The following is a 6,872-nucleotide window of genomic DNA, read 5'->3' on the forward strand; positions in this document are numbered from 1 at the left end:
CCCGAACTCGCGTAATGTCTTGATAGAAAATAAACCTAAAACGCATACTATTACACACCCATAAGCGACAAAGCATACCACTCCCCTCTCTCTTTGGAGATAGGGCCATGGTAAGGCAGTCTTTGATTTCACAAGCATTTGGCTTAACTCCCTAACTTCCTAACTCCTTAACTCCTCATCAAATTCCCTTACTACGTTATTTCCTTACTTCTTTACTCCTACCTCCATACACCACATTCAGCAACAAAAAGTTTATCGGAACCGCAATGGCCATCACTAGAATTGGTGCCAACCATTTGCTAACGTCCAACCAAAGGAAGAGGTTGAGCAAACCAATCTCCATGAGATAGTTCACCGCATGACTGGCCACAAAGCCCGCAACGTTGCCACGCGTGGCCTTACTTTGAAAGGTGAAATAGGTGGTTAGCACGTAGTTGCACAACAAGCCAACCACGTAACCCACGGTGTAAGACACGTTGGCATTGGCAAACAACAGGCAAAGACAATACACGCCATAATGCAAGGCCGTACATATTGCGCCCACAATGCCAAAGCGAAACACGCGCCAAAAGTGTGCCCGAAAGGCGGGATTGCCTTTCCACCAACCTTTAAACCTTTGTGTCGTCGTCATCGCCAACTATCTCGCGTATGTTAAACAAAGGCCTATTTTTCACCTCGGTGTATATCTTGCCCACGTAAACGCCCACCACGCCGATAGACAACATGATGACACCGCCTATGAGCCAAAGACTTAACATGATGGAAGCCCAACCCGGATAGGCCGTGTGAACAATGAGGGCATGAACAACATACACGCCTGCCACAAGACTGAGGAAAAGGAAAAAGAAGCCTATATATAATATAAGGTATATGGGACGAACCGAAAACGAGGTTATACCATCGAGCGCCAACGACAGCATCTTCTTTAAAGTGTACTTCGATGTGCCTGCCGTGCGCTCGCTAATAACGTCGTCTACGGTGCTGCTTTCAAGTCCTATCATGGGTATCAGTCCGCGCAGGTAGAGATTGCGCTCGCCATAACCCGCAAGAATATCCAGTGCGCGCCTGCTCATCAACCTGAAATCGGCATGGTTGAACACGCTTTTCACGCCCATTTTAGACTGCAACTTGTAGAAAGCCATAGCCGAAAGGCGTTTGAAAACGGGGTCGGCCTTACGCGAAACCTTAACGCCATACACGATGTCGCTACCCTCACGATAATGTTGCAGCATGCGAGGGATGGCCGCGAGGTCGTCTTGCAGGTCGGCATCGATGGTTATCACCACGTCGGCCCAATGTCTTGCGGTGAGCATTCCAGCCATAATGGCGCTTTGATGACCCACGTTTCGGGCCAAGTTAATGCCCCGCACATAACGGTTTTCACGTTGATGGCGACATATAAGCTGCCATGTGGCGTCTGTGCTACCATCGTTCACAAACACAATCATGCTTTCGGCCGAAATGTCGCCCGAACGAACCAATGTGTCGAGCAATGCCGTTAGTCGTGCCACCGATGTGTCTAGCACCGCCTCTTCGTTGTAACAAGGCGAAACAATAGCCAATCGCGTCATCTCTTCTCCCCCTTTTTTCGTTTAACAAACTCGGTATAGGTGATAAATTCAGCATCTCGCCGCTTCATCATCTTTACCAAACGGTCTAGTCGGTTCACCATATCCACACCGCTATGGTTGCGTATGATGAAGGGCATCTTGTATTCGGGATGCTCCTTAAGGTCGTAAAACTCCCACGGATGGAAGTAGGTTACGAAGTAGCCATCGTGTCGCAACACGCGCCTAACCATGGCATTGTAGAGCCATTGGGGCAAATTGTGCAACGACAACCAAAACAAAGGAAAGCGCAAAAGGGGCGTAACCGAAGCGGGGATTTGCATCACCTCACCCTTCATAAACCAACGACGGGGTGTGGTGAGGTGCATATAACGCCCTGGAACGAAAGCTGGATTGAGCGAAGAGTTATACAGATAGCCAGCCTCGGCCAATGAATCGTCGCTCACGGGGAACATACGGGGCTGCCGATAGCCATGCATGGGCACGCCCGCCACACGTTCAAGTATGTTTTTAGACCGCCATACGTCTTCGGGAACAGGCTTCCAATGGTCCACTCCATGGCAAGCCACCTCGTGTCCCTCGTCCATGATGCGACGAATAAGGCGTGGAGCCTGCTCGGCAAAGTTGCCCGTGCAGAAGAAAGTGGCGCGAACGCCATTCGATTTCAGGCAATCGAGAATGCGCGTAGTACCTTCTACCGACACGCGCATGCCCTCTTCCAAGCTGATGTCTACGCCATGCTCGCGCGGAACATCAAACTCTTCGGTGTCGAAACTTAGCAATATCAGCTCTTTTTCTTTTGTTTGCATAGTGCAAAGTTACGAAAATAATCGGCAACATACGTGGTTTTTGAAAGGGCTTTGATGGGCCAAGACGGTTCAAGAACCACCTTCAACTGTTTTTCGGAAGACCTCTAAAACCATGAACGCCTACCAAACGCAGGCTCACGGCTAAGATACATGCCCTGTCAAGGCATCAGGCAACTGATAAAACGCGGCGAACAAAATCACTATTTTTGGTGATTGTGCCGTTAAACAATTTGTCATATCTTTGCAATAAGGGCAGAAAACGAGCCAATAGGGATGACAATTAACTGGCTAAAGGCAGTGAAGAGCGATTACAAGGAATAACGATTAAACCTTAGCACGATTTATTAGAACATGCCTAAACAGTTAACTTGTTCATCCGAAACTTATAAACTTGCAAACTTATAACCTCATAAATTCAAAACAAGATGTTAGATTTATCATTCTTCACAACCCTTCAAATCGGTTGGTTTAACGCTTGGATACCCGCGTTTGGCATGGTACTTATACAGTTTGTTTACATGGCGCTCTTCCCCGAAATGGGCAAACGCGCGGTTGATACATCGTGGTACACGTCTAGCGATAGGCTTTGGGCATCGGTAAGTTCGTGCCTTCAAATCGCGTTGCTTGTGCTTTCGGTCTTTGTTCCGTTCAAGTTTGGCACGGCATGGTTCGTCACAGGCGGCGCCATATTTGTTCTTTCGCTGGCCGCCTTTATCTGGGCATTTCACAGTTACGGCATCGACCCAGCGGGAAAGACCATCAAAAGCGGTATTTATCGTTGGTCGCGCAACCCCATGTATTTCTTCTTTTTCACGTCAATGCTGGGTACAAGCATTGCCTGCGCCTCGCTTTGGCTGCTCCTCGTCACTGTTCCCTTTGGCATTGCGATGCATTTCACCATCCTTGGCGAAGAGCGTTATTGCGAACAGACATACGGAAAAGAATATCTAGAATATAAAGCTAAGACGCCCCGTTATCTGCTTTGGGGGTGAGAAAGGTTAGCTCAACGACGTGCATTTTTAAGGCCTAACAGACTAGTTATTGCTTTAACGACGGGCTATCACTTATCTGTAACCCTATTCCAGATGACATGGAACTCGGTTCCAGATGAGATGGAACAACGTTCCAGACGACATGGAACAGGGTTACATCATAGCTGGAACGAGGTGGGAGTTGTAAAAGCCGTATGCCAAGGCTTATTCACAAGCCAGCCAGAGATAAAAAACAACTCATAAGAGGCCATGTATGTGTTAGCGGCGTTACGCTAACTACGGCGTAGCGGTTGGTCGTATAATAAATGTCTGTTGTATCTGCCCTAGCTCAAAATATATGGTGCATAATCTCGTATTTGCCTTTTCTATCGTTTGGCAAAGGCTAAACGAAAGGTTGACAATGGGACTAGGAAAAGAAGAAGGGGATGGTTTGAACAGCGTCAAACACACCCCCCTGTTATAGTTAATATTCGTCTTCGTTGAAGAGAAAGTCCTCTTTTGTGGGATAATCGGGCCAAATATCTTCGATACTCTCGTAGACATCGCCTTCGTCTTCAATCTCTTGCAAGTTTTCTAACACCTCCAAAGGTGCCCCCGAACGCATAGCATAGTCTATGAGTTCTTCCTTGGTTGCTGGCCAAGGTGCATCTTCTAGTTTAGATGCCAATTCCAATGTCCAATACATATCTTAATCGTTTTTCTTGTTAATGTTCTCGGTTTAGGCTGCAAAAATAATACTTTTATTGTTATTTGCAAGTGTTTTGCCAAGTTTTTTCAATTAATTCAGCATTATGGTTGATAAAACGTGCCAAAACGAAGAGGTAATCGGAGAGGCGATTGAGATATAGTAAGGCATGGGAAGGCACTTCCGCCAGATGCGACAGGCTTACAACGCGACGCTCGGCACGTCTGCAAATGGTGCGACAAACGTGCGCCCAGGCTGCGGCAGGCGTTCCTCCAGGCAATATAAAATGGGCTTGGGGCGGCAGTCGGGCCTGCATCTGGTCGATGGACGCTTCCAGTTGGGTGACGTTAGATGGGTCGAGGGGCGGCACAGGGGCATCGGGACGTTGTTCGCGGTCGGTGGCGAGGTGGGTACCGATGTTGAAAAGCTCGTGCTGAACACGCTCGAGCAAGGCTACATCTACGCCATCGGGGAGCAGTGAAAGCAGATAGCCGAGGGCAGAATTTAGTTCGTCGATGGTGCCGTATGCTTCGATGCGGGCGTGCGACTTGTCTATACGCACACCGCCTACTAGGCTTGTGGTGCCCTGGTCGCCTGTTTTGGTATATATCTTCATGTGGGGGAGATGGGCTGGGGGGTTAAAAATTGATGACGTAATGCTGCTTGGGTCGGGCGGTATCGAAGAAAACCAGTCCGCAATAATGCAAGTCGAAGGTTACGCCTGTACGTGGGTCGTGGCGCAATTTTTGCCACAATTGCCTAGAATGGGATGAGAGGCGAATGTCGTTTAGAACGAGTATAGACCGCTGGTTGAGCATAGGCAAGACCCGTTCGTAGGTTCCTTCAGCATGCAAAGGGTCGAGTAGATGCACCACGAGGGGCTGCTCGGGCGAGGCATCTGCGTGGAAATCGCTCGCATCAATGTTGCAAACTTCTGTGGCTTTGCATCCTGCCTGCACGTAAGGAGCCAACCAATGGGGTGCCTGTCCGCAGCAAAGCCAATGGCTGGCTTGGGCGAAATTGGCTAAACGGAAATAAAACTCGCCCAACTTGCGTGGGCGTTTGCCCAGTTGGGGGTGGCTATTGGTCAGGTCGGCGTAGGCGTAATAGGGATAATGTTCGTTCACCACGTAGCGCACGAACGAATAAGCAGACGGCGACTGTATACCGAAACCACGGCAGCGAGTAAGTCGGGTAAGCCAAATCCAAAGTCGTTCGAGGTAATACACGTTTCGTGAGGAATTATATATAATGTGAAATGCAAAGTTAAGCATTTTAAACGGAAAGAGGGCTAACGAAAAAACCTAAAACTATTTAAAATGCATGGCTCCGCGAAAAAATTATGGGGAATTTGTAACAAGCTATCGTTCTTTTCGCTATTTTTGCAAAATAAGACGCAGAAGGGGATATGGAGTAAGACAGAAAAGCAAGCCGTAAGAGGCAAAGGACACTAATCAGGAGTGGCAGATAAGGTCTAAAGTAAAGGATTGCCGTGTGTTCTCCGACAAGTCGGAATTGTTCAAACGGCCTTAGCCATTCTTTCACCCTTTCACCTTTTCATCTTTCGAGTTCCTCATAAACTCGCTAACTTGTCAACTCGTCAACTAATGAACTCATAAACTTAATATCGTATGGACAAGACAAAAATTATTATCACCTCGATTATTGGCGTGGTGATTGTTATCGGAGCTTGGCTGATTGCCACTGGTTTCAAAAACTTTAGAGAGGGAGAACCCAATATCAACGTCACGGGTATGGCCGAAAAACAGATTACTAGCGACCTTATCGTTTGGAAGATATCGGTTAATGCGGAGGGTTCGACACGTAGCTCGGCCTTCACCGAGTTTGAGAAGGCGGCTCGGGTGATGCGTCAATACCTACAAACACACGGCATTCCCGAAAAGGAAATAACGCTGAGTAGCGTGGATATCAACAAACGCACGAAAGACTTTTGGGACGAAGATAGCCGAAAATACGTAACGCTTGAAAATGGTTACGCCGTTTCGCAGAAAATCACGGTTAGTTCGAACGACATCAAACGCGTTGAAAGCGTTTACCAACGCATTTCCGAACTGTACAACAGCGGTATGGATTTCAGTAGTGAAAAACCATTGTACTACTACACAAAGCTAAACGACCTGAAGATGGAAATGCTTAACCAAGCTTCGGCCAACGCATACGAGCGTGCCCAAACTATTGCCAAAGGTAGCGAATCTAAGGTTGGTGCGTTGGTATCATCGTCGATGGGTGTCTTCCAAATCGTAGGTCTTAATAGCGATGAGGAATACAGTTGGGGCGGAACGTTCAACACAAGCAGCAAAGAAAAGGTGGCTAGCATTACGGTGAGAACGACGTATAAGGTGAAGTAAAGGAATAAAAGGGAATTTAAAGACAGCACATACTTGGGACGCACATACAACTGTCCCTTTACAAAGCTCATACGCCACCCTTCGCATTGAAAATGCTGCTACTAACGAGCTTATGAACTTGTAAACTGACAAATTTATAAGCTTATAAACTCATGAACCTATACCCCCATAAACTTATGAACTCATGAACTTATAAGCTCACAATAACCACATTATAAACTCATAACCTCACCAACTTACAAGCTCACTCCCTCCCAAAACGAACAAGCCCCGAGTGCGAAGCGTCGCGCTCGGGGCTGTCGTATGAAAAAAGGCGGCCACCTACTCTCCCGCATTGCATTGCAGTACCATCGGCGCAGGCGGGCTTAACTTCTCTGTTCGGAATGGGAAGAGGTGGGACACCGCCGCAATAACCACCTGATTGGGGGTTGACTATCGCACAAGCAAGG

The 6,872-nt window shown here is 47.8% G+C and carries 8 protein-coding genes and 1 rRNA gene; 2 read left to right on the forward strand and 7 right to left on the reverse strand.

Going from position 1 to position 6,872, the window contains the following annotated elements; translation table 11 throughout:
• Positions 1-196: 196 nt before the first annotated feature.
• From F453_RS0111815 to F453_RS0111825, 3 genes are read right to left on the reverse strand one after another with little or no spacing between them, the layout of a single operon-like run.
• On the reverse strand, positions 197-631 hold the full coding sequence (locus F453_RS0111815; protein WP_018968204.1) for a GtrA family protein: 435 nt from the start codon (positions 629-631) through the stop codon (positions 197-199).
• Positions 609-1,571: a glycosyltransferase family 2 protein gene (locus tag F453_RS0111820; protein WP_009237510.1), complete on the reverse strand. Its 963-nt coding sequence runs from the start codon at positions 1,569-1,571 to the stop codon at positions 609-611. The genes F453_RS0111815 and F453_RS0111820 overlap by 23 nt, the downstream gene beginning before the upstream one ends.
• Positions 1,568-2,377: a polysaccharide deacetylase family protein gene (locus F453_RS0111825; protein ID WP_018968205.1), complete on the reverse strand. Its 810-nt coding sequence runs from the start codon at positions 2,375-2,377 to the stop codon at positions 1,568-1,570. Before F453_RS0111825 ends, F453_RS0111820 begins: the two co-directional genes overlap by 4 nt.
• Positions 2,378-2,802: 425 nt before the next feature.
• Between F453_RS0111825 and F453_RS0111830 the strand changes: the two genes are divergently transcribed.
• A complete protein-coding gene (locus F453_RS0111830) occupies positions 2,803-3,369 on the forward strand; it encodes a methyltransferase family protein (RefSeq protein ID WP_018968206.1) in 567 nt (188 codons plus the stop codon).
• Positions 3,370-3,832: 463 nt separating this feature from the next.
• On the opposite strand, the gene F453_RS0111835 is transcribed toward F453_RS0111830, so the two are convergent.
• From F453_RS0111835 to F453_RS0111845, 3 genes are all read right to left on the reverse strand, one after another.
• Positions 3,833-4,054 carry a DUF2795 domain-containing protein gene (locus F453_RS0111835; RefSeq protein ID WP_009231301.1) on the reverse strand — a complete coding sequence of 74 codons (222 nt, stop codon included), beginning with the start codon at positions 4,052-4,054 and terminating at the stop codon, positions 3,833-3,835.
• A gap of 61 nt (positions 4,055-4,115) precedes the next feature.
• A complete protein-coding gene (locus F453_RS0111840; protein WP_018968207.1) occupies positions 4,116-4,670 on the reverse strand; it encodes a cob(I)yrinic acid a,c-diamide adenosyltransferase in 555 nt (184 codons plus the stop codon).
• 22 nt (positions 4,671-4,692) lie between these two features.
• Complete coding sequence (locus F453_RS0111845) at positions 4,693-5,328, reverse strand: hypothetical protein (protein ID WP_018968208.1); 636 nt, start codon at positions 5,326-5,328, stop codon at positions 4,693-4,695.
• Positions 5,329-5,685: 357 nt separating this feature from the next.
• On the opposite strand from F453_RS0111845, the gene F453_RS0111850 reads away from it, so the two are divergent.
• Positions 5,686-6,423, forward strand: coding sequence for an SIMPL domain-containing protein (locus F453_RS0111850; protein WP_009237505.1), 738 nt, complete (start codon positions 5,686-5,688; stop codon positions 6,421-6,423).
• A 308-nt stretch (positions 6,424-6,731) separates the two neighbouring features.
• Here F453_RS0111850 and rrf read toward each other — a convergent pair.
• Positions 6,732-6,844 (reverse strand): 5S ribosomal RNA (gene rrf, locus F453_RS0111855).
• Positions 6,845-6,872 lie beyond the last annotated feature (28 nt).

This window comes from Hoylesella loescheii DSM 19665 = JCM 12249 = ATCC 15930 (assembly GCF_000378085.1).
In the GTDB taxonomy this organism is placed as follows: Bacteria; Bacteroidota; Bacteroidia; order Bacteroidales; family Bacteroidaceae; genus Prevotella; species Prevotella loescheii.